Genomic DNA, 22,340 nt, shown 5'->3' with positions numbered 1-22,340 from the left:
GCAGCCGATAAATAATACATAATATGCAATCATGAGATGGATCCCCGAGGAGTGCCGATGACGACCGAGACGACCCCGCCCGGACCGCTGGCCGGGGTGCGTGCGGTGGCGCTCGCCGGGATGGGGCCGACGCCGTTCGCCAGCATGCTGCTGGCCGACCTGGGCGCGGAGGTCATCCGGGTGGCGCGGCCGGCGAACAAGCGGGGCCGCGCGCTCGGGCAGACCGAGGGCATGGCCGCCGAGCACGATCTCGCCAACCGGGGGGTCAGCACGGTCCAGGCCGACCTCAAATCGCCGGCGGGCGTGCGGGCGGTGCGGCGGCTCACCGAAGCGGCCGACGTGTTCATCGAGGGGTACCGGCCCGGCGTCGCGGAGCGCCTCGGGCTGGGGCCGGAGGTCCTGCTGGCCGGGAACCCCGCACTGGTGTACGCGCGGCTGACCGGATACGGCCAGTCCGGCCCGCTCGCGCAGCAGGCAGGCCACGACATCAACTATGTCGCCCAGACCGGCGCGCTGCACGCGATGGCCCGGAAAGGGGAGGCGCCGCGGCCGCCGGTCAACCTGCTCGGCGACTACGCGGGCGGAGCGCTCGTGGCTGCCTTCGGCATCGTGAGCGCACTGTTCGAAGCACGGTCGTCGGGCCGCGGCCAGGTGCTCGACGCGGCGATGATCGACGGCGTCGCCTTGCTGACCGCCAAACTTCAGGGCCTGCGCGCGGCCGGTCGCTACTCCGACGAACCCGGCACGAACTATCTCGACTCGGGTGCGCCGTTCTACGACACCTATCGCTGCGCCGACGGCCGGTATGTCGCGGTCGGCGCGCTGGAGCCCGATTTCTACCGCGAGTTCGTCTCCCGGCTCGGCGTCGACCTGACCGGGTGGCCGGACCAGGACGACCGCGCGGCGTGGCCCCGGCTGCACTCGCTCATCGCGGCCGCTTTCGCGGCGAAGGACCGGGACGAATGGGCCCGGATCTACGCGGGGACCGATGCGTGCGTGACGCCGGTGCTCACGTTCGACGAGGCGGCCGGGCATCCGCACAACGCCGAGCGGGCGGTGTTCGGCCGGGTCGGCGGCGTGCTGCACCCGCGGCCTGCCCCGCGGTTCAGCCGTACTCCGGCGCGCGAGCCGTCCGCGCCGGACGCCGCGGTGCTGGATTTGGACCGCTTGCTGACCGCGTGGACGCAGCCGCGGGAACAGTCGGCCTGACCCCGGAGACCGCCCGTCAGCCGCGCGGGCGGGCGGTCTCCGACGGCAGCATCCCGAACCGCTCGCGATACTGCTGCGCGAACCGGCCGGGGTGATAGAACCCCCAGCGCGCCGCGACGGCGGTGACCGAATCCGCCGCGCCGGACAGCAACTCCCGGTGCACCCGGTCCAGCCGGACCGCGCGAAGGTAGGCCATCGGGGACTTGCCGACCGCCTCCTGGAAGCCCGCCTGCAGCGCGCGGGGGCTGATGGCGGCCATGGCGGCCAGGTCCGCGGTGGTGAGGGTCTTCTCGGGATTCCGGTCGAGATAGTCGACGATTTCCCGGATGCGCGATCCCCGGGTGTGGGCGGGGCGGCTGTGCAGCCGCGCGCTGAGGCTGCTGGGCACGGTCATGAGCAGCTGGGTCATCAGCGCGGACTCGAACTCGTGGCACGCGGCGGGAACGGTGGCGAGTCCGCCGTCGCGGCTCAGTTCGGCGTAAAGGAAGCTCACTGTCGCGAGGAACGCCTGCGCGGTGCTCGACCGCAGCGAGAACGTGAGGTCGAAGTCGATCTCCTCGCGGACCGCGTGCCCGGTCAGTTTCGCCGCGTGCGCCTCGAGCAGGTCTTTCGGCAGCTTGACGTGGTACTGCCACGAATCCGCGCTCCACTGCACCAGCACCGGGGACTGCGGCACGAAGGTCACTCCCGCCTCGCCCGCCGCGAACGTGCGGCGCGCGCCGTGCTGCTCCACCGTGCTGGTGCCGGTGGCGGGGAGGTTCACGTGGTAGCACAGCCGCATCGGCGGACCGACGATCGTGGTGTCCGCGCCGTAGCCCATCCGCCCGATCGTGAGGTGCGCCGAGGGCGCGAGGTCGAGCCGGAATCGCATGCCGGCGCGGTCGGAGACGCGCACGTCATGGCTCGCGAACGTGCGCGTCACCTGCTCCCGCGCGGTCTCGAGGTCGGCGGTGCGGAAACGGACCGGCCCGGGCGGCGCGGCGGGCGGTGAGCGATCGGGCATCGGTGCCTCCTCGGATTGTCCCAGCCGAGCGTCAAGAATATATGATATGCACAACCCGGCTAGACGGTGACCGGTCGAGAGTATATTTTATATTTGTTGCGTGCGAGGCGGCCGCGGAGGCGCGGGCCTGCCCGGACCGCAGCAGCCGAGACGATCGATCAGGAGCCGCGCCGAGCGCGCGGCGGGGAGAGGACACCGGATGGCAGGCCTGTACTTCGAGGAATTCGAACCGGGGATGGTCATCGACCACCCGACCCGCCGCACCGTCACCGAGGCGGACAACACGCTGTTCAGCGTCATGACGCTGAACCTGGCTCCGCTGCACCTCGACGCGGAGTACAGCAAGGACACCATTTACGGCCAGCGGCTGGTGAACAGCCTGTTCATTCTCGGCCTGGTCTCCGGGGTGACGGTGCCGGAGACGACCCAGGGGACCACGCTGGGGAACCTGGGCTTCGAGAAGATCACCTTCCCCAAGCCGGTGTTCCACGGCGACACGATCCACGTGCGCACCGAAATCGTCAGCAAGCGCGAGTCCAAGAGCCGCGGCGATTCCGGCATCGTGATGTTCCGCCACCTCGGCATCAACCAGCGCGACGAGATCGTGTGCGACGCCCTGCGCGCGGGCCTGATGCTGAAGCGGTCCGCCGCCGAGGCGTCCGCCGCGCGAAGCTGAACGGAAAGGGGCCGGACATGGCTCAGGACGAGACGGGCTTCGCCTGGCTCCCGCCCGGGCAGGTGCGGGACCGCAGCCGCTATCTCGCCGCGCTGCGGAGGTGGGGCCTGCCCGCGGACGCGGAGGGCGTGGCCGAGGCGAACCGGCGGGCGATCGCTGACCCGGAGTGGTTCTGGCGCGCGGTAGTCGAAGACTTGGACATCGCCTTCGCGGAGCCGTTCGAGCGGGTGCTCGACGAGTCCGAGGGGAAGCCGTTCCCTCGCTGGTTCCGCGGGGGCCGGGTCAACGTCGCCGAGCTGTGCGCGCACCGGCACGCCCGCGGCGAGCTCGCGGGCAAGACCGCGGTGGTCTACGAGGGAGATTCGGGGCAGCGGCGCACGCTGACCTTCGGCGAACTGGACGAGCAGGTGCGCCGGTTCGCGGCGAACCTGGCCGCGCTCGGCGTTTCCCGGGGCGATCGGGTCGTGCTCTATATGCCAGTGGTGCCCGAGGCCGTCGTGGCGTTCCTCGCGATCGCCATGCTCGGTGCCATCGCGGTGCCGACGTTCAGCGGCTACGCGGCGGACGCCCTCGCCACCCGGCTGCAGGATTCCGAAGCGGTCGCGCTGGTCACCGCGGACGGGACGACGCGGCGTGGCAAGGAAATCCCGCTGAAGGCGACTGCGGACGCGGCACTGGCGGACGCGCCGTCGGTGCGCACGGTCGTGGTGGTCCGCCATCTCAGCACGGACGTGCCGATGACGGACGGCCGTGACCGGTACTACGACGAATTGGACCCGTCGCCCGCGCCGGTCGAGACGGCCGCGACCGAGGCGAACGACCCGCTCACCGTCGTCTACACGTCGGGCACGACTGGCCGGCCGAAGGGGATCGTGCATTCCCACGGCGGGTTCGCGGTGAAGACCGCCGTCGATTTCGCCTACGGCTTCGACGTGCACGCCGACGACGTCGTCTGCTGGATCACCGATCTCGGCTGGCTGGTCGGGCCGATGCTGATGACCGGTCCGCTGCAGCTCGGCGCCACCATCGTGATGATCGAGGGGCTCCCGACGCATCCCACGCCGGACCGGATGTGGGAGGTGGCCGAGCGCAACGGCGTCACCGTGCAGGGAATCGCGCCCACCGCGGCACGCGCGCTGCGGGCGGCACAAGAGAAGCCGGGCCACGAGCTGGCCACCCTGCGCTCGTTCGTCTCCACCGGGGAAGCGTGGGACGAGCCGACCTGGTGGTGGCTGTTCGACCAGGTGGGAAAGCGCCGGGTGCCGATCGTGAACTACAGCGGCGGCACCGAGGTCGGCGGCGGGCTGCTGATCGGCTACCCGTTCCTGCCCGCTGAGGCGGCCGCGTTCACCGGCCCGCTGCCCGGAGTGGACGCGGCGGTACTCGACGACGAAGGCCGGCCGCTCGTCGGCGCGATCGGCGAATTGGCCGTGCGCAACACCTTCCCGGGGATGACGCACGCGTTCTGGCACGACCGCGAGCGCTACCTCGACACGTATTGGGCCCGGTTCCCCGGCGTCTGGGTGCACGGCGATCTGTGCAGTGTGGACAGTGCCGGGCAGTGGCGGATCCACGGCCGCTCCGACGACACGCTCAAACTGGCCGGCCGCCGGGTCGGCCCGGCGGAGATCGAGGCGGCCCTGCTGCGGGACAAGCGAATCGCCGAGGTCGCCGTGATCGGCGCGCCGGACGAATTGCGCGGCCAGCGAGCAGTGGCGTTCGCGGTGCTGCGCGCCGGCGGCGCGGAACCCGCCGACCTGCACGAGGTCGCGCTGGAGAACGCGGGAAAGTCGTTCGCCCCGCAGGTGTACGTCGTGCCGACGCTGCCGAAAACCAAGAACGGCAAGATCATGCGGCGCGCCATCCGGGCGCGGTTCGTCGGGGCCCCGGTCGGCGACCTGTCCTCGCTGGACCCGGCCACGCCGCTGGAAGACATCCCGGTACTCGCGGAGGAGAACGCGCAATGACCGATCCGGAAAGCAATGTCGAGATCGTCCGGAAGGCGACGCGGGAGCTGGCCCGCAAGTTCGACCACGACTACTGGCTGGACAAGGACCGCAACCACGAATACCCGTGGGAGTTCGTGAAGGCGTTCGCCGCGGGCGGCTGGCTGGGCGCGATGATCCCGGAGGAATACGGCGGCATCGGCCTCGGCCTGGAAGAGGCCGCGGTGATGATGGGCGAGATCTCCGCGTCGGGCGCCGGGATGGCAGGCGGTTCGGCGATCCACTTCTACGTGTTCCCGCCCGCGCCGATCGTGAAGTACGGCTCGGAGGAGATGAAGCGCGAATACCTGCCGAAGCTGGCGGCGGGGGAACTGCTGATGGCGTTCGGGGTGACCGAACCGGACGCCGGGGTGGACACGTCGCGGATCAAGACCAAGGCGACCAAGGTCGACGGCGGCTGGAAGATCAACGGCAAGAAGGTCTTCATCACCAACGCGCAGAACGCGCAGAAGATCCTGCTGCTCGCCCGAACCTCGCCGCGGCGGGACGACAAGCCGCTGTACGGCATGTCGCTGTTCCTGGCGGACCTGGACCGCGACGCGATCACGGTGCGGGAGATCGAGAAGCTGGGCCGCGCGGCGATCGACACGAACGAACTGTTCATCGACGACCTGTTCGTGCCCGAGGACCGGCTGGTCGGCGAGGTGGACAAGGGGTTCTACTACCTGCTGGACGGGCTGAACCCGGAACGCATCGTGGTCGGCATGGAAGGCATCGGCCTCGGCCGGGCCGCGCTGGACATCGCCACCGAGTACGCCAAGAACCGGGTGGTCTTCGACCGGCCGATCGGCCAGAACCAGGCCGTGGCGCATCCGCTGGCGGACTCGTGGATCCGGCTGGAAGCCGCGGAGGGCATGGTCATGCGGGCGGCGCGGTTGTTCGACGAGGGCAAACCATGCGGTCCGGAAGCCGCGGCGGCGAAGTATCTGGGCGCTGAGGGCGGTTTCGAGGCGTGCGACCGGGCGTTCTCGACACTCGGCGGGTACGCGTACGCGAAGGAGTACCACGTCGAGCGGTTGTGGCGGGAGGTTCGGTTGCTGCGCAACGCGCCGTTCTCGCAGGAGATGGTGCGGAACTACGTCTCGCAGCAGGTCTTGGGGCTGCCGCGCTCCTACTGAGGCCAGCGAAGAACGGGCGGGCTCCCGGCGGATTGCCGGGAGCCCGCCCGTTTTCGCGTTGTGCGAGCAAGTGCATAGCAAACTGGCCGGGAGCCTGCCCTGCGGCAGACTCCCGGCCAGCGGCCCGGCGATTCACCCGGCGACGAGTTCGCCCCGGTCCATTTCGTAGTGGCGGGTCTCCTTGAGCCCGAGGGTGCACACCCCGCTGATCAACGCCAGCACCGCGAGGAACCCGCCCAGCGCGAGCGATCCGGCCGCTCCGATGATCGGGGCGGCCACCAGCGGCGGGACGGCGCCGCCCAGGATGCCGGCGACGTTGTAGCAGAAGCCGGCCGCGGTGTAGCGGTAGCGGGTGATGAACAGCTCCGGCATGAACGCGCTGACCGGCCCGAAGACGAGCCCGGCGAAGACCAGCGTCAGGCAGACTCCCGCGCCGTAGGAGAAGGCGGTGCCGATGTCCAGCACCGGGAACAGGGCGAGCGCCCAGGCCACCGAGACGAAGGTGGAGACGAGGATGACCCGGCGCCGGCCGAACCGGTCGGACAGCACCGCGCCGGCGATCATCGAAACGCACCAAACGACGCCGGCCAGCACGCCGATCGAAAGCACGGTGGTCTTGGCCAGATGCAGGTGGGCGGTCCCGTAGGAAGCGAGGAAGCTGCCGCTGAGATAGAAGAAGGCGAACACCATGACCAGCACTCCGGAGCCGAACAGCATCTGGCGCGGCTGCTTGCGGAACGCTTCGGCGAGCGGCGCGGACGCGGTCCCGGACCGCACGGCCTCGCGGCGGAACACCGGGGACTCCTCGATCTTCAACCGCACGACGAGGCCGACGCCGATCAGCACCACGCTGGCCACGAACGGAATGCGCCAGCCGTAGCTGATGAAGTCCTCGTTGCTCATGGTGAGGCCGGCGATCAGGAACGTCAGGTTGGCCAGCACGACCGCGATCGCGCCGCCGAGCGAGCCGAACATCGAGTAGAACCCGCGCTTGCCCTTGGGTGCGCTTTCCGCCGCGAGCAGGGTCGCGCCCGCCCATTCGCCGCCGACGGCGAGGCCTTGCAGGATGCGCAGCAGCAGCACCAGCAGGGGAGCGGCCACGCCGATCTGGGCGGCGGTCGGCATGAGTCCGATCAGGACGGTCGAGAGTCCCATCAGGAACAGCGTGGTGATCAGGGTCTTCTTGCGGCCGACCCGGTCGCCGAAGTGCCCGAACAGGATCGCGCCGAGCGGCCGCCCGAGAAAGGCGACACCTTGGGTCGCGAATGCGGCTACGGTGCCCGCGGCCGGTCCGAGGGCGGGGAAGAACACGTGCGGGAACACCAGCGCGGAGGCGGTTCCGTAGATCAGGAAGTCGTAGTACTCGATCACGGTTCCGGTGGCGCTGGCGATCGCGATGCGCCGCATGTCCTTCTTCGACGGCGCGGTGGTGCCGGGCGGCTGGACGCCGACGGTCTGCTGAGGCTGGTCCATAGCTCTTCCTTGAGGGGGCCGAGTGTCAGTCAGAAGTAAAATATAAAATGCAGAGTCACACTGTCCGTGCCGGAGGCGCGGGTGTCAACCGGCGGGTCGCCGGCGGGCGGGATTCGGGCGGGAAGCGTTACCTCGGGAGTTTTTCGCGACTTTCGCGGCGGTGCGGAAAAGTCTGCCCGGCCGCCCGCGAACGCGCGCTCCCGTCAGCGTCTCGGCGTCGCGGGGTATCCAGGGATAAATCCTTCCTAGGAAAGAACCCGAACTGGTACCGGTGCCCGCGGAGGCCGAGAGTGGAAGACAGGCCGGGGAAACGCCCCGAGCAAGACAGAGGAGGCAGTATGGCCACCGGCACCGTCGAGCACGTCAAGTTCCGCAACCGCGACATGTACTGGGACATCGCGGCGGATCTGCACTTCCCGCCGGACTTCGACGAGTCCAAGACCTACCCCGCGATCGTCGTGGCGCACCCGATCGGCAGCTGCAAGGAGCAGACCTCGGGCAACGTGTACGCCCCGGCGCTGGCCGAGGCCGGAAACGTGGTCATCGCGTTCGACGCCAGCTTCCAGGGCGCGAGCGGCGGCGAGCCGCGGTTCCTCGAGGACCCCGCGCAGCGCGTCCAGGACTTCAGCCGCGTCGTCGACTACCTGGTGACCCTCCCGTACGTCGATGCCGACCGGATCGGCGTGCTCGGCATCTGCGGAGGCGGCGGGTACACCCTCGCGGCAGCGAAGACCGAGAAGCGTTTCAAGGTCGTGGTGTCCGTGACTGGTGCCAACTTCGGGCGGCTCCAGCGGGAGACGGCGGGCCAGAACGGCGGCGTTCTCCAGGCGCTCGCCGCGATCGGCCAGCAGCGCACCGCGGAGGCGCGCGGCGAGCAGAGCGCGGTCAACGGTTTCCTGCCCGAGACGGCCGAAGGCGCGAAGCAGACCGGCGACATCGACATCATCGAGGCCTTCGAGTACTACCGCACCGATCGCGGCCAGGCGGACAACGGCTGTGTCCTGTTCGAGGCCGCGCACGGCTCGGCGGTGCTGGGCTGGGACGCGTTCTACCTGGCCGAGGAACTGCTCGACCAGCCGCTGCTGATCGTGATCGGCGACAAGGACAAGCAGGGCGCGTTCGGCGCGTACCGCGACGGCCACGAGATCTACGAGAAGGCCGCGTCCACCGACAAGCAGCTCCTCGAGATCGACAGCGCGTCGCACTACGACCTGTACGACCGGCCGAACGGAGCGGGCGAGGCGTTGAAGACGATCGTCCCCTTCTTCGCCGAGAAGCTCTGATCGACCCGCGATTGCTGCACGGCCGAGCACGATCCGCTCGACCGTGCGGCAATCAGGCGTCCACGAAGAGCCGACCCGGGAAAGTCTTCCCCGGATACGCGACAGCGAGGGCCGTAGGATGGCGAGCATGGTCGAGGCGACGACGGAACTGCGCGAGCTGGGACAGTTCTTCCAGCACCGCCGCGCCGAACTGCAGCCGCACCAGGTCGGCCTCGACGCCCCGGCCGCCGAACGCCGTCGTGTCCCCGGGCTGCGCCGCGAAGAAGTGGCGCAGCTGGTTTCGATCAGCACGGACTACTACACGCGGATCGAGCAGGGCCGCCTCGCCCCGTCCGAACCAGTGCTGGCCGCGCTGGAACGCACCCTGCGACTGGACGACGAGCAGCGCGACTACGTCCGCACTCTGCTGACCCGCACCGACGGTGCATCGGCACCGCGCGAACCGGCGAGGCGCCGCCGGGCGATCCGCCCGCAGCTGGAGCGGCTGCTGGGGCAGCTGGACCGGGTGCCGGCGCTGGTGTTCAGCCGGTATCTGGACATCCTGGCCTGGAACGACCTCGCCGCGGCGCTGCTGCTCGATTTCGCCCAGATCCCCGAGCGGGACCGCAACTACATCCGCCTGGTCTTCACGAACCCGGAGATGCGGGCGCGGTACCCGGAGTGGGAGCAGGTCGCGCGCACGTGCGTCGCGGTGCTGCGGATGAACGCGGCGGGCACCCCGACCGATCCGGCGTTGTCGCGGCTGGTCGGCGATCTGTCCCTGACGAGCCCGGATTTCGGCCGCTGGTGGGCCGAACGGCGGGTGGCGCACCAGAATTTCGGCACGAAGACGGTGGCGCATCCAGAGGTGGGGGAGATGTCGCTGGACTGGGACAGCTTCCAGCAGGCCGGGAACGTCGAGCAGCAGCTGGTGATCTGGTCGGCCGAACCCGGTTCGGAGTCCGCGGAACGGCTGGACCGGCTGCGGGAAACGGTCGAGCGGAACGGCTGACGCGCTGCTCGTGAGTGGCGATCCCGGTTCTAACCGGGATCGCCACTCACGAGGCCGCCACACGGTTCGCCGCCTCGGTCACTCCGGGCGGCAGCGCATCAGCGACACCATCTCTCCGGACTGCACCGCGGTGCCCTCCTGGTTCACCACTTCCACGCGCTGCACCACGACGCCCCGGGCCGGGTCGGAGGTGCGGCGGGCTTCGGTGACCTCGTTGCGGACGCGGATGGTGTCGCCGATGCGCACCGGTCCGAGGAATCGCCACGAGCGGATTTCCAGGAACGCCAGCAGGGTGTCGTCGAAATAGCCAGTTCGCGCGCGCAGGCCGACTGCCATCGACAGCACCAGTGCGCCGTGTGCGATCCGGGAGCCGAACGGCGTCGCGCGCGCGTGTTCGGCGTCCGTGTGCAAGGCGTGCACGTCCCAGGACAGGCCGGAGAACGCGACCAGGTCGGCCTCGGTGACGGTGCGCGCCGGGGTCTCGAACGCGGAGCCGGCGGGGAGGTCCTCGAACCATTTGCCCATCTGCTGGTGCTCCTTCCGGGAATGGCGGCCGCGGCGACCGCCGTGTTATGTTCATACTAACCGGTCGGTATTGGCAAGGGCGGGTGCCTGTGGGACCGTCCCAGAGCGAACGGAGGCACGGGCATGGCCGACGCATTCCCTTCCGGGCGCGGGGTCGGTTTCGATCCGGTGCCCGCGGCGATCGCGGCGATCCGCGCGGGGCGGCCAGTGGTGGTGCTGGACGACGAGGGGCGGGAGAACGAGGGCGACCTGGTTTTCGCGGCCGAAGCGGCCACGCCGGAACTGCTGCACTTCACCGTCCGCTACACCTCGGGCTTCGTGTGTGCCGCGCTGCCTGGCTCCGAATTGGACCGGCTCGCGCTGCCGCCGATGACTCCGGTCAACCAGGACCCGCGCGGCACCGCATACGCGGTCACGGTCGACGCCAAAACCGGCGTGACGACCGGAATTTCCGCGCGGGACCGGGCACGCACGATCCGGCTGCTCGCCGATCCCGCCACCGTCCCGGAGGACTTGAGCCGGCCGGGACACGTGGTCCCGCTGCGGGCGGCACCCGGCGGAGTGCTGCGGCGCGCCGGGCACACTGAGGCCGCGGTGGAGCTGGCCCGGCTCGCCGGACTGCGCCCTGCCGGAGCGTTGTGCGAGCTGGTCAACGACGACGGCACGATGATGCGCGCACCGGGATGCCGCCGGTTCGCCGACGAGCACGGGCTCGCGATGATCTCGATCGCCGATCTGGTCTCCTACGTGCGCCGCACCGAGCCCCAGGTCGAACGCGCCGCGGACACCCGGCTGCCGACGGCCTTCGGCACCTTCCGGGCGGTCGGCTACCTGTCGCGGCGGGACGGCCGGGAGCATCTCGCACTGGTGTTCGGCGATCTCGGCGGCGAGGACGTGCCGGTCCGGGTGCATTCGGAATGCCTCACCGGGGACGTCTTCTCCTCGGCGCGCTGCGATTGCGCGACGCAGCTGCAGACGGCGCTGCGAACCGTCGCGCGGGCCGGCCGGGGCGTGGTGTTGTACCTCCGCGGACAGCGGGAGACCAGCCTGCTTGACAAGCTGCGCAGGTACGAACTGCAGGATTCCGAAGCGGACACAACGGACGCGAGACCAGCGGTCCGGGATTACGCCGCCTGTGCGCACATGCTGGCCGATCTCGGAGTGCGGTCGGTGCGGGTGCTCACCGACGATCCGGCCGACTTGACCGGGCTCGCGGACTTCGGGCTGGCAGTGCTCGGCCGGATCCCGGTGGAGACCGCGGCTGCTGCGGGCAACGTCGCGTAGGGGAGCGGACGTGCCGGACGAATGGTTCGTCGCCGCCGACGGACGGCGCCGCTGGGGACGGTACGGCGCGGCGGGAATCCTGGCCGCGACCCGTCCGCCGCGCCGGGTCCTGCTGGTGCGGCGGGCCGGATGGGTGCACGGCGGACGCGGGCAGTGGTCGATCCCGGGCGGGGCGCTGCTGGCGGGGGAGACGGCGATCGAGGCGGCGGCCCGGGAATTCGCCGAGGAGATGGGCAGCCTGCCGGCGTGGCACCCGCTCGACCGTTACGTGGACGACGTGGTTCCTGGCGAATGGAGCTACACCACCATTCTCGCCGAGTGCGCTGACCAGCCGGACTATTCGGCGACCCTGTCCGACGAACACGACGAGCATGTGTGGGCGCCAGTGGACGAAGCGCGCCGGATGGACCTGTTCGCCCCGTTCGCGCGGGTCCTCCCGCGGCTGCTCGCGACGCTGGACGTGCGGTCCGGCCGGTAGTTCAGCGGCCTTCCCACACGGGTTGGCGTTTCTCGGCGAACGCCCGGGATCCTTCCTGTGCGTCGCGGGATTCCCTTACTGGCACGGAGATTTCGCGGGAGCGCGGGAACGCTTCCGCGATCGGCCAGTCCTGTGCTCGGGTCATGATCTGTTTCGTCGCGCGGACGGCCAGCGGGGCGTTGGCGGCGATCGTCCGCGCGAGTTCCAGCGCGGTGGCGACGGCCTGCCCGGGTTCGGCGAGCCGGTTGACCAAACCGGCTTCCGCGGCGCGCTCGGCCGGGATGTGCGCGCCGGTGAGAGCCCATTCGAGTGCCAGCGCGCGCGGGACGCGGTGCGGCAGTCGCAGGAGCCCGCCGCCCGCGGCGACGAGGCCGCGCTTCACCTCCGGCAGACCGAAGACCGCGGTGCGTGAGGCGACGAGAAGATCGCAGGCCAACGCGATCTCGAACCCGCCCGCGAGCGCGTAGCCCTCGACGGCGGCGATGATCGGTTTTTCCGGCGGTGCCTCGACAATCCCGGCGAAGCCGCGACCCGGCACGATCGGGCGCTCTCCGGCCAGGAACGCCTTGAGGTCCATGCCGGCGCTGAACGTGCCGGCCGCTCCGGTGAGGACCGCGGCGCTCAGGTCGGCGCGACTGTCCAATTCGGTCATCGCCGCGGCGATCGCTTCGGCAGCGGGCAGGTCGATCGCGTTGCGCGCGTGCGGGCGGTCGATGGTGACGACGAGGACGCCACCGGCGGTTTCGGTGCGCACGCCGGTCATCGCGGGGCCATCCGGAGCGCGCCGTCGAGCCTGATCGTCTCGCCGTTCAGCATCGGGTTGTCGACGATCGCCAGCGCGAGCCGGGCGAATTCCTCCGGGCGGCCGAGCCGGGCCGGATGCGGCACGGTCGCGGCGAGCTTGTCGCGGACCTCCGGGCCGTGCCGGTCGAAGATCGGCGTGTCGAAGATGCCCGGCGCGATCGAGCAGACCCGCACCAGCTTCCGGGCGAGGTCCCGCGCGGCGACGAGCGTCATGCCGACCACGCCGGCTTTCGCCGAGGCGTAGGGAATCTGGCCGATCTGCCCTTCCCACGCGGCGACGGACGCGGTCAGCACGCACACGCCGCGTTCGCCCTCGACCGGTTCGTTTCGCGCCATCCGGGCGGCGGCGAGACGGAGCACGTTGAATGTCCCGATCAGGTTCACCTGCACGATTTCCTCGTAGTCCGCGAGCGACCCGGGGCTGCCGTCCTTCTCGACGACCCGCACCGTCGCGCCTCTGCCCGCGCAGTGCACGACTGCTCGCAGCGGCGCGCGTTCCTCGGCGAGATCGAGCGCGGCGCCGACCGCTTCGGGATCGCGCACGTCGGCGGGAGCGAACCGCACGTTCGGCCCGATCTCGGCGGCCGCTTCGGCACCGCTCGACGCGGGCCGGTCGAGGATGACGACTTCCGCGCCGCGTTCGGCCAGGTGCCGGGCGGTGGCCCGGCCCAGCCCCGAAGCGCCTCCGGTGACGAGTGCTGATGCCGCAGTGAGTTCCATGTCGAGGTTCCCTTCAGCCGAGCCGTTCGAGGACGGTCGCGTTCGCCATGCCGCCCGCCTCGCACATCGTCTGCAGGCCGTACCGGCCGCCGGTGGCTTCGAGGTGGGCCAGCATCGTGGTCATGAGCCGGGCGCCGGACGCGCCGAGCGGGTGCCCGAGCGCGATCGCGCCGCCGCGCGGGTTGAGTTTTTCCGCGGGCACCGGGAATTCGCGCTGCCAGGCCAGCGGGACCGCGGCGAACGCCTCATTGACCTCGAAGACATCGATAGCCTCCAGGGCGAGCCGGGCCCGGTCGAGCACCCGGTGCGTCGCGGGGATCGGGCCGGTGAGCATCAGCTCCGGATCCGAGCCGCACACCGCCGACGCCGCGATGCGGGCTCGCGGCCGCAGCCCGAGCGCGGCGGCTTTCTCCTCGCTCATCAGCAGCAGCGCGGCCGCGCCGTCGGTGATCTGCGAGGAGTTTCCGGCGGTGACTGACCATTCGACGTGCGGAAAGCGCTCGGCCAGTTCGTCGGTGCGGAACGCGGGGGAGAGACCCGCTAGCCGTTCGGCCGTCGTGCCCGCGCGGATCGATTCGTCGCGGTCGACCACGGAACCCGGCACCGTGATGGGGACGAGTTCGCGGTCGAACGCTCCACTGCGGGCGGCCTCCGCCGCGCGGGCGTGCGACTGGACCGCATACTCGTCCTGCTCGGTGCGCGAGATCCCCCACTTCGCCGCGACCAGTTCCGCGGCGACGCCTTGCGGCACCAGATCCGGGAACCGTTCGCGCACCGCCGGGCCGTGCGGGTCCGCGCCCTGGCGGTTCGAGCCGATCGGCACCCGGCTCATCGATTCGACACCCGCGGCGACCGCGACCTCGTAGAGCCCCGCGGCGACCCCGGCCGCGGCGAATTCCACCGCCTGCTGCCCGGAACCGCATTTGCGTTCGATCGACACCGCGGGCACGTCGATCGGCCAGCCCGCGGCCAGCACGGCCTGCCTGCCGGGCGTTCCGGCTTGCTCCCCGGACAGGGTCACGCAGCCGACGAGCACGTCGTCGATCTCGCGGGGGTCGAGCCGATTGCGCTCGGCCAAGGCCGAGAGGACCTGGCCGAGCAGGTCGGCCGGATGCAGTGCGGCGAGAGCGCCGGAGGTCTTCCCCCGGCCCATCGGCGAGCGGACAGCGTCGACGATCACGGCTTGCGGCAACGGTTTTCGCCTCTCTTCCGGCAGCGGCCTCGTCCAGGCAACATACCGATTGGTTCGAAGAAGGGGAAGTGAGCTGGCTCGCCGCCTGCCCGAACAAGGGTGCGCACTGCCAAAGAAAGCATTGATTGCCAACGTGATGCGGAAGATCTCAGGCGAAGCCAGCCTGTCATTGACGCCCGTTCGCGACGAGCCTTATGCTCTACATACCAACTAGTCGGAATCTGCGGGAGCCGAGATGCATACGGGACTGACGCTGGTCTTCCAGAATCTGGGGCGCCGGCGCGCCGACGGCGACGTCTACGCGCACGAGCTGCGCTACGCGGCGAGGGCCGAAGAACTGGGCTTCGACTCGGTGTGGACGCCGGAACACCACTTCACCGACTACCAGCTGACGCCGAACGTGCCGCAGTTCCTGTCCTGGGTCGCCGGGCAGACCAGCAGGCTGCGGCTCGGCACGATGGTGTCGGTGCTGCCGTGGCACGACCCGATCCGCGTCGCGGAGAGTTTCACCATGCTGGACCATCTTTCCGGCGGCCGTTCGCTGCTGGGCATCGGGCGCGGCCTCGGCCGGGCGGAGTTCGACGGCTTCCAGGTCGAAATGGGCAAGTCGCGGAGGCTGTTCACCGAGTACACCGAGGCGATCACGAGTGCGCTGGAGACCGGCGTCCTGGAGTACGCGGGGGAGGTCTACACGCAGCCGCGGGTGGAGATCCGGCCTGAACCGCGCGGGTCGTTCCGCGGCCGCACGTTCGCCTCGGCGGTGTCGCCGGAATCGATCGACCTGATGGCGCGGCTGGGGATCGGCCTGATGGTCATCGCGCAGAAACCGTGGGAGACCGTGCGGACGGAACTGGCCGCCTACCGCAAGCGGTTCTACGAGATCAACGGCCGCGAGGCGCCGAAACCGGTGATCTGCGTGTTCGCCGGGGCGGCGGCGACCGAGCGGGAAGCCCAGGAACTGCGCGAGGTGTATTTGCAGCGGTACGCACTTTCCACGGTCGAGCACTACGAATTCGACAATGTGGGCTTCGCGGAGATCGAGGGCTACGAGTACTACGCCGGTCTCAGCCGCAACATCGCCCGGCACGGCATCGACAAGTTCAGCGGGTTCCTCGCCGATCTGCAGGTCTGGGGCACGCCGGAGCAGGTGGTGGAAAAGCTGCTCGGCTACGTCGAATTCCTCGACGCGGGCGCGGTTCTTCTCGTCCCGGCGTACGGCGGGATGCCTGCCGAGATCGCGGACGCCAACTTCGACCTGCTCGCCCGGGAGGTGCTGCCCGTGCTGAAGGCGCACGACGTCGGCGGCGACATCGGGGTCAGCTACGCCGATGAGCCGGCCCGGGACGAGGCGCAGGCGGCGTTCGGCTGAACGAAACGCCCGGCGCGCGAGCTCCCGGGATTCCCTGGTCGGCGGTTACCGTCTGCTACAGTCTGAACGGTCGGTATCCACAACCCGCCCGGGTTGGCCAGATGAGGAGCACGGGATGGCTGCCGCTCAGGCGCGCACCGGAAAGCGCGCGGCCGCACAGAGCCGGGCCAGGGCGCCCCGCGATCCGGAGGCCACCCGGAAAGCGCTCGTCGACGCCTCGCTGAAGCTGTTCGAACGGGACGGTTTCCACGCCACCTCGGTGCAGAAGATCGTCGACGAAGCACGGCTCACCAAGGGCGCGTTCTACTACCATTACGAGACCAAAGAAGACGTCCTGCACGAAATCCACGACCAGTTCATCGACTTCCAGCTCAAGCGGCTGCATTCGGTGCTGGACGAGGGCGGCGAGCCGGACGAGGTGCTGCGCCGGATCATGACCGACGTGCTGATCGAGCCGATCAGCATCTATCGGTCCGAGATCTCCATTTTCATGCAGGAGCACCGGTTCCTGTCCAGCAAGACCTTCGCCTCGATCGGGCGCAAGCGCGACGAATTCGAACAGCTCGTCACGCAGGTGATCGAGCAGGGGATCGAGGCGGGCGCGTTCAAGCCGGTCGCCACCCCCCGGGTGCTGGCGTTCGCGGTCATCGGCGTGGCGGCGTGGGCGCACACCTGGCTCGACCCGCGCGGCGCGATGACGCCCCGGCAGATCGGCGAGGCCTTCGGCGAAATCGTGGTCGACGGCTTGCGTCAGGGGTCGTTGCCGAAGGGCAAGAAGCGGACCTGAACGCCTGGTCGCTGCGGGCAGTTTCCCTTGTGGTTGACGGGAAGCAGCTTCGTGGCTACCTTAAATACCAACTAGTCGGATTGTACAATCCACGGCCTCGAACAGGACGGTGCTCATGACCCCGCCCAGGCTGGTGCCCCCACCGTCCGGAGACGGCGACTCCTGGCAGGACCTGCGCGCCGAAGTGAGGGCATTCCTCGCCGCGCGACCGGATCGGCCGTCGCGGGTCGATTCGTGGCTGACCGGCTGGGACGAGGAGTTCACCCGGGCGCTGGCGGCGAAGGGCTGGCTCGGGATGACCGTCCCGCCCGAGTACGGCGGACACGGGCGCAGCCATCTGGAGCGGTTCGTGGTGACCGAGGAACTGCTCGCCGCGGGTGCGCCGGTCGCGGCGCACTGGATCGCGGACCGGCAGATCGTCCCGTCCCTGCTGAAGTACGGTACGGAAGAACAGAAACGCCGCTATCTGCCCGCGATCGCCCGCGGCGAGTGCTTTTTCGGGATCGGCATGAGCGAGCCGGATTCCGGCTCGGATCTGGCGAGCGTGCGAACGAAGGCCGAGCGTGCCGACGGCGGCTGGCGGATCACCGGGACGAAGGTGTGGACGTCCGGCGCGCACCGTGCGGACGCGTTCATCTGCCTCGCCCGCAGCAGTCCCCGGGACCCGGAGCACCGGCACGCCGGGCTCAGCCAGTTCATCGTGGACCTGCGCTCGCCCGGCGTCGAGATCCGGCCGATTCTCTCCATGAACGGCGAGCACCACTTCAACGAGGTGCACCTCGACGCGGTGTTCGTGCCGGACGAGCTGGTGTTCGGCACGATCGGCGACGGCTGGCAGCAGGTGACCTCGGAACTGGCCTACGAGCGCAGCGGGCCGGAGCGGTTCCTGTCGACGTTCCCGCTGCTGGCCGGGACCGCCGAGCAGATGGGGCGCGGCGCGGTCGCGCGGCGGGCGGACCTCGGCCGGTACGTCGCCCGGCTGGCCGGGCTGCACCAGATGTCGCTGGCCGTCGCGGGCGCACTGGAGCGGGGCGAGCCCGCCGACACCGCGGCAGCGGTGGTGAAAGTGCTCGGCACCACGACCGAGGGCGACATCGCCGACTTCGCCGATCTGCTCGCCGAGCCGGATTCGCCGCCGGAGTTCCGCCGACTGGTCGAGGAGGCGGTGGTCCAACGTCCCGGATTCACCTTGCGCGGCGGGACGAACGAGGTATTGCGCGGCGTGATCGCGCGCGGATTGGGGATGCGCTGATGGCGGCGGTGGACCGGTCCGTGACGGAGCTGATGGCGACAGTGTTCGCGGACTACCGCGCCGAGCACGCCGAGCCGGTACCGGGCGATCCGCAGCTGTGGCGCACGCTGGAGGACCTGGGTCTCGTCCGGTTGACCGGCAGCGCATCGCGCGGCGGCAGCGGAGCGGGCTGGCCGGAGGCTGCCGAACTGCTGCGGGCCGCGGCCGCGCACGGGGTGCGGGCGCCGCTGGCCGAACACGATCTGCTCGCGTGCTGGCTTCTGGACGAGGTCGGCATCGAGCCGGACGGAGCGCGGCGCACGGTCTGCCTGCTCGACGACGACGCGACGGCGACCGGTGTCCCGTGGCTCTCGCGCTGCGACCGCGCGGTGCTGGTGTGGCGGCGCGGCGGGAAATGGCGCGTCACCGATGCCGCCGTGGCCAACCTGACCGTCGAACCGGGCGAGAACCTCGCCGGTGAGCCGCGCGACCGGGTCACGGCTGACCTGGGGATCTTCCCCGGGGTATCCGCTCCGGACGAACTGATCGACCGCCTCCTGCTCCGTGGTGCGCTCGCGCGGGCGGTGCAGGTGTGCGCGGTGCTCGACCGGATTGTCGAGCTGACCGTGCAGCACGCGAGCGAGCGCACTCAGTTCGGTCGTCCGCTGACGAAGTTTCAAGCGGTGCAGCACCTTGTCGTCGATGCCGCGGCGGAAGCCGGACTGGCGCGGGCCGCGACCGACGCTGCGCTGACGGAGGCCGTGCGCACCGGCTGGGCCGACCCGCAGCTGGAATTCCGCATCGCCGCGGCGCGTTCGTGCGCCGGACACGCGGTGTCCACTGTGGTGCGGAACGCGCATCAGGTGCACGGCGCGATCGGGACGACCCGCGAGCATCAGCTGCACGAGTTCACCACCCCGGCGCTGGCTTGGCGCTCGGAATTCGGGTCCGTCCGGCATTGGGACGAACTGCTCACCGACCTCGCGACGGGTGCCGGGCGGCGCGAGCTGTGGCCGCTCGTGTGTTCGTGACCGGCGAAAGGACCAGGTTCATGGCTGACCTCGAGTACACAGTCGACGACGGGATCGCGACGATCCTGCTGAACCGGCCACACCGCAAGAACGCCTTCACCCTCGCGATGCTCGACGATTGGGCCGAAGCGCTCCGGTCCGCTCGTGCCGATCCCGCCGTGCGCGTCGTCCTGGTCACCGGCGCGGGAGGCGCGTTCTGCGCTGGCGTAGATCTGGACGATTTCGCCGAGATCGGCTCGACCCTGGCTCGGCAGGAAGTGCTCACCCAGCGCGTGCACCGCGTCGCCGCCGCAGCGCTGGAACTCGACAAGCCGCTGATCGCGGCCGTCGACGGGGTCGCGGTGGGAGCGGGCATGGACATGGCGCTCGCTTGCGACATCCGGCTGGCTTCCGGCCGGGCGCGGTTCTCCGAAGCGTACGTGCGCGTCGGGTTGATTCCCGGGGACGGCGGGGCGCACCTGCTGCCCCGGATCGTCGGCCAGGCACGGGCTTTGGAGCTGCTGTGGACCGGGCGGTTCGTCGAGGCGGACGAGGCGCTGCAACTGGGCCTGGTGCTGTCCGTGCACAGTCCGGAGGCGCTTGCCGAGGAGGCGACGCGGCTGTGCCGGCGGCTGGCGGACGGGCCGCCGGTGGCGATCCGGGCGATCAAACGGCTGGTCCGGGTCGGCGAGCACGTTGACTTCCGGACTTCCTTGGCGATGGTCGCGGCCGAGCAGGCGGTCGTGCAGTCCACTGAGGACTCCGCGGAGGCGATGGCCGCGTTCCGCGAGAAGCGGCAGCCGCGGTTCGTCGGCGCGTAGGAAAGGGACACGATGACTCAGGCCGCACCGGAAGACTACGAACGCGCCGCTCAGCTGTGGCCGGGCGAATTGCTGAAGCGGGCCGCGAACCTGTTGATCGTCCCGACCTGGCTGCCGGGGGAGGACCGGTTCTGGTTCCGGCACGAGCACCGCGACGGCCACGAGTTCCTGCTGGTCGACGCGGCGACGGGCGAGCGCGGTCCGGCGTTCGACCACGAGCTGGTCGCGCGGGCGCTCGGCGCGGACCCGGCCAGGCTGCCCGTCGAGACGGTCGAGTACGACGGCGATTCCGTCATCGTGTCGGTCGCGGGCGCCCGCCTGCGGATCGACGCGCGTGGCAGCGCCGCACTGCCCAGCCCGGATCCGAACGGTTTCCTCGGCCCGTCCGGCGACGAGCTGTTCGTGCGGGACCACGATCTGTGGATCCGCGTCCGGTCGGGCAGTGAACGGCAGCTGACCGCCGACGGCGAGGAGCACTACGGCTGGGCCGAGGCCCCGGACGCCTCCGACGACCGGATCGACCGCGATCGCACCGGCCGCCCGCCCGGCACGATCGGCTGCTTCTGGAACGCCGACGGGACCCGCGCGCTCGTGCCGCGCGTCGACGAACGCGCGGTGACGGCGTACCCGTTCGTCGAGAACATCCCGCATGACGGCGATGTCCTGCCCAAGGTGCGTTACGTGCGCGGGAAAATGAGCGGCGACGCCGAGGATTCCCGGTGGGAGTGGTACCTGCTCGATGTGGCGGACGGTTCCCGGGTGCGCGTCGGTTCGCTCCCCGGCGAGCTGCGGATCCTTCCCTGGCACGCGTGGTGGACCGCGCACGGCACGATCGTCGCACTGGCGTCCACCACTGCCCAGGACCAGGCCGCGGCCGTCGAGATCGACGCCACGACCGGCGCGGCGCGCGTGGTCTACCTCGAGTACGACCACATGTTCCGGTTCAACAACGTGTGGTTCCACGACGACAACGTCCGGTACCTGCCCGAGCGGCACGAACTGCTCTGGTTCACCTTCGCCTCCGGCTGGCCGCACCTGTGGCTGCTCGACCTGGCGACGGGCGCGGCGCGGCATGTGACCGACGGCGACTGGGTGGTCCAGGACGTCGTCCGGGTCGTCGGCCGCCAGGTGTTCTTCACCGCTGGCGGGGTCGAACCCGGCCGCAACCCGTATCTGCGCGCGCTGTACCGCGTCGACCTGGACGGCACGGAACCCAACGCCGGATTGACGTGCCTGACCCCGGAGGACGCCGACCACGCGTTCCCGGCCGTCCCGTTCGGCACCGTCATCCGAGACAGCGGGACGGATCTGCGCTCCTGCCTCGCACCGTCCGGAAAGTACTTCGTGGACAACATCTCCCGCGTCGACCTGCCGCCGGTGATCATGCTCCGCGACGCCGACGGCAAGGACGTCTGCGAACTCGCCCGCGCCGACACCAGCGGGCTGGACGAGATCGGCTGGACGCCGCCCGAAGTGTTCCGCGCCAAGGCCGCCGACGGCGAGACCGACGTGTGGGGCGTGCTGGTCAAGCCGCGCCGGTTCGCCGAACGGGACCGCTGGCCGGTCCTGGAACGGATTTACGGCGGGCACCAGGTGCTGGCGCAGCCGCGCAGCTTCCTCGAAGGACTCAACGGCATGTTCATGTTCGGCCTGCACTCGCTGGCCGAGATGGGTTTCGCCGTCGTCCTGCTCGACGGTCCCGGCACGCCGATCCGCTCGCGCGAGTTCCGCGACCTGACCTGGGGCGAGGCCGACCGGTTCGGCATCAAGCACCATCGCGCCGCGATCGAGGACCTCGCCCGCACCCGGCCGTGGATGGATCTCTCGCGCGTCGGCGTCAGCGGACATTCCTCCGGCGGCTACGGCACGGTGATGGCGATGCTGCTCGAACCGGACTTCTACGCGGTCGGTTTCGCCAGCTCGCCCGCTCTCGATCCGGGCGCGTCGTCGGCGTACGTGCACGAGCCGCATTTCGGGAAGCCGGACTACGGCGGCGGTCGTTCCGTCAAACGCACCCCGGGCGAGATCTCGCCGTATCACGCCAAGACGGCGCCGAGCACCTACGCGGCAAGGCTTTCCGGGCGGCTGGCGATCGTCTACGGCGATCTCGACGAACAGGTCGAGCCGTCCGGCGTCCTGCGCTTCGTCGGGGCGCTGATCGACGCGGGCAAGGACTTCGACGTGCTCCCGCTGCCCGGCCGAGACCACCACTACACGACCGAGCCGTACTACCAGAAGCGGCTGTGGGACTACTTCGTCGAGCACGTGCAAGGCCGCACGCCGCTTCGCCACCACCGGCTCGACGTCGCACCCGGCCGCCGCCTGCACGTCACGTGAGGCGGAACCCATCGGAAACTCCC

Annotated in this window: 20 protein-coding genes; 14 read left to right on the top strand and 6 right to left on the bottom strand. The window is 70.3% G+C overall.

Translation table 11 applies throughout. The annotated features are described in order from the left end of the window. The first annotated feature begins 57 nt into the window (after window positions 1-57). Window positions 58-1,209, top strand: a complete 1,152-nt coding sequence (locus L3Q65_RS13715) for a CaiB/BaiF CoA-transferase family protein (RefSeq protein WP_237599878.1) — start codon at window positions 58-60, stop codon at window positions 1,207-1,209. Between the two features lie 16 nt (window positions 1,210-1,225). On the opposite strand, the gene L3Q65_RS13710 is transcribed toward L3Q65_RS13715, so the two are convergent. Continuing rightward, the gene (locus L3Q65_RS13710; protein WP_237599877.1) at window positions 1,226-2,212 is read right to left on the bottom strand and encodes an AraC family transcriptional regulator; all 987 of its coding nucleotides are present in this window, start codon (window positions 2,210-2,212) and stop codon (window positions 1,226-1,228) included. 199 nt (window positions 2,213-2,411) lie between these two features. Between L3Q65_RS13710 and L3Q65_RS13705 the strand changes: the two genes are divergently transcribed. From L3Q65_RS13705 to L3Q65_RS13695, 3 genes are read left to right on the top strand one after another with little or no spacing between them, the layout of a single operon-like run. Then, entirely contained in the window at window positions 2,412-2,888 is a 477-nt protein-coding gene (locus L3Q65_RS13705) for a MaoC family dehydratase (RefSeq protein WP_182889273.1), read from the top strand. 17 nt (window positions 2,889-2,905) lie between these two features. Then, window positions 2,906-4,855, top strand: coding sequence for an AMP-binding protein (locus tag L3Q65_RS13700; protein ID WP_237599876.1), 1,950 nt, complete (start codon window positions 2,906-2,908; stop codon window positions 4,853-4,855). Further along, entirely contained in the window at window positions 4,852-6,012 is a 1,161-nt protein-coding gene (locus L3Q65_RS13695; RefSeq protein WP_237599875.1) for an acyl-CoA dehydrogenase family protein, read from the top strand. The genes L3Q65_RS13700 and L3Q65_RS13695 overlap by 4 nt, the downstream gene beginning before the upstream one ends. Window positions 6,013-6,144: 132 nt before the next feature. Here the strand turns inward: L3Q65_RS13695 and L3Q65_RS13690 are convergent, their stop codons facing one another. Continuing rightward, window positions 6,145-7,485, bottom strand: a complete 1,341-nt coding sequence (locus L3Q65_RS13690; RefSeq protein WP_237599874.1) for an MFS transporter — start codon at window positions 7,483-7,485, stop codon at window positions 6,145-6,147. Window positions 7,486-7,823: 338 nt separating this feature from the next. Between L3Q65_RS13690 and L3Q65_RS13685 the strand changes: the two genes are divergently transcribed. Together L3Q65_RS13685 and L3Q65_RS13680 are read left to right on the top strand one after the other, a co-directional pair. Beyond that, window positions 7,824-8,768, top strand: a complete 945-nt coding sequence (locus L3Q65_RS13685; protein WP_237599873.1) for an alpha/beta hydrolase — start codon at window positions 7,824-7,826, stop codon at window positions 8,766-8,768. 127 nt (window positions 8,769-8,895) lie between these two features. Continuing rightward, complete coding sequence (locus tag L3Q65_RS13680; protein WP_182889278.1) at window positions 8,896-9,759, top strand: helix-turn-helix transcriptional regulator; 864 nt, start codon at window positions 8,896-8,898, stop codon at window positions 9,757-9,759. A 78-nt stretch (window positions 9,760-9,837) separates the two neighbouring features. Here L3Q65_RS13680 and L3Q65_RS13675 read toward each other — a convergent pair whose 3' ends face one another. Then, the gene (locus tag L3Q65_RS13675; RefSeq protein ID WP_237599872.1) at window positions 9,838-10,284 is read right to left on the bottom strand and encodes a MaoC/PaaZ C-terminal domain-containing protein; all 447 of its coding nucleotides are present in this window, start codon (window positions 10,282-10,284) and stop codon (window positions 9,838-9,840) included. Window positions 10,285-10,407: 123 nt separating this feature from the next. On the opposite strand from L3Q65_RS13675, the gene ribB reads away from it, so the two are divergent. Both ribB and L3Q65_RS13665 read left to right on the top strand, forming a co-directional pair. After that, window positions 10,408-11,568 (top strand): 3,4-dihydroxy-2-butanone-4-phosphate synthase, encoded by a 1,161-nt coding sequence (ribB, locus tag L3Q65_RS13670; protein WP_237599871.1) that lies wholly within the window; start codon window positions 10,408-10,410, stop codon window positions 11,566-11,568. Window positions 11,569-11,578: 10 nt separating this feature from the next. Next, window positions 11,579-12,046 (top strand): NUDIX domain-containing protein, encoded by a 468-nt coding sequence (locus L3Q65_RS13665; RefSeq protein ID WP_237599870.1) that lies wholly within the window; start codon window positions 11,579-11,581, stop codon window positions 12,044-12,046. 1 nt (window position 12,047) lies between these two features. On the opposite strand, the gene L3Q65_RS13660 is transcribed toward L3Q65_RS13665, so the two are convergent. Genes L3Q65_RS13660 through L3Q65_RS13650 form a run of 3 tightly spaced genes read right to left on the bottom strand, consistent with a single transcriptional unit; the run spans window position 12,048 to window position 14,762 of the window. Then, window positions 12,048-12,809 (bottom strand): crotonase/enoyl-CoA hydratase family protein, encoded by a 762-nt coding sequence (locus L3Q65_RS13660; protein WP_237599869.1) that lies wholly within the window; start codon window positions 12,807-12,809, stop codon window positions 12,048-12,050. Further along, window positions 12,806-13,570: an SDR family NAD(P)-dependent oxidoreductase gene (locus L3Q65_RS13655; RefSeq protein ID WP_237599868.1), complete on the bottom strand. Its 765-nt coding sequence runs from the start codon at window positions 13,568-13,570 to the stop codon at window positions 12,806-12,808. Before L3Q65_RS13655 ends, L3Q65_RS13660 begins: the two co-directional genes overlap by 4 nt. A gap of 13 nt (window positions 13,571-13,583) precedes the next feature. Continuing rightward, a complete protein-coding gene (locus tag L3Q65_RS13650; RefSeq protein ID WP_237599867.1) occupies window positions 13,584-14,762 on the bottom strand; it encodes a thiolase family protein in 1,179 nt (392 codons plus the stop codon). Window positions 14,763-14,997: 235 nt separating this feature from the next. On the opposite strand from L3Q65_RS13650, the gene L3Q65_RS13645 reads away from it, so the two are divergent. The 6 genes from L3Q65_RS13645 to L3Q65_RS13620 all read left to right on the top strand — a co-directional run bounded on the left by L3Q65_RS13645 (window position 14,998) and on the right by L3Q65_RS13620 (window position 22,317). Continuing rightward, a complete protein-coding gene (locus tag L3Q65_RS13645) occupies window positions 14,998-16,131 on the top strand; it encodes an LLM class flavin-dependent oxidoreductase (RefSeq protein WP_237599866.1) in 1,134 nt (377 codons plus the stop codon). A 115-nt stretch (window positions 16,132-16,246) separates the two neighbouring features. Further along, entirely contained in the window at window positions 16,247-16,918 is a 672-nt protein-coding gene (locus tag L3Q65_RS13640) for a TetR/AcrR family transcriptional regulator (protein WP_237599865.1), read from the top strand. A 115-nt stretch (window positions 16,919-17,033) separates the two neighbouring features. Then, window positions 17,034-18,170, top strand: a complete 1,137-nt coding sequence (locus tag L3Q65_RS13635; protein ID WP_237599864.1) for an acyl-CoA dehydrogenase family protein — start codon at window positions 17,034-17,036, stop codon at window positions 18,168-18,170. Then, entirely contained in the window at window positions 18,170-19,180 is a 1,011-nt protein-coding gene (locus L3Q65_RS13630; RefSeq protein ID WP_237599863.1) for an acyl-CoA dehydrogenase, read from the top strand. Before L3Q65_RS13635 ends, L3Q65_RS13630 begins: the two co-directional genes overlap by 1 nt. A gap of 20 nt (window positions 19,181-19,200) precedes the next feature. After that, complete coding sequence (locus L3Q65_RS13625; RefSeq protein WP_237599862.1) at window positions 19,201-19,980, top strand: enoyl-CoA hydratase/isomerase family protein; 780 nt, start codon at window positions 19,201-19,203, stop codon at window positions 19,978-19,980. 12 nt (window positions 19,981-19,992) lie between these two features. Then, complete coding sequence (locus L3Q65_RS13620; protein WP_237599861.1) at window positions 19,993-22,317, top strand: DPP IV N-terminal domain-containing protein; 2,325 nt, start codon at window positions 19,993-19,995, stop codon at window positions 22,315-22,317. The last annotated feature ends 23 nt before the right edge of the window (window positions 22,318-22,340 follow it).

Origin of the sequence: Amycolatopsis sp. FU40, assembly GCF_021903635.1 — a bacterium.
In the GTDB taxonomy this organism is placed as follows: Bacteria; Actinomycetota; Actinomycetes; order Mycobacteriales; family Pseudonocardiaceae; genus Amycolatopsis; species Amycolatopsis dendrobii.
This window is presented reverse-complemented; position numbering and strand designations above follow the sequence as displayed.